This window comes from Streptococcus pseudopneumoniae, from assembly GCF_001072315.1.
In the GTDB taxonomy this organism is placed as follows: domain Bacteria; phylum Bacillota; class Bacilli; order Lactobacillales; family Streptococcaceae; genus Streptococcus; species Streptococcus pseudopneumoniae_R.
Map to the genome: position 1 here is coordinate 1 of NZ_JVLI01000094.1, position 215 is coordinate 215.

Here is a 215-nt window from a genome sequence, read left to right on the forward strand (position 1 = left end):
TAAACCAGTTCGTACGAAAGAGCCAACGAACACAGTCGTTAAAGTTCCGGCGAAGGATAAAGTGGAGACAACAGAACTCCCATCACCTAAGAGATATGTGAAAGATGATACACGCGACAAAGATCAACCAAATGTGGAAGAAGCAGGCCAAGCAGGTTCAAGCACTACCACAACAACATATAGTGTTGATCCTACTACAGGCGCTATTACAGAAA

1 protein-coding gene is annotated in these 215 nt (G+C 43.7%); it reads left to right on the forward strand.

The features are described from left to right. Nucleotides 1–215, forward strand: a 215-nt coding sequence (locus ADH54_RS04380) for a G5 domain-containing protein (protein WP_049524186.1), incomplete at both ends; no start/stop codon positions are given.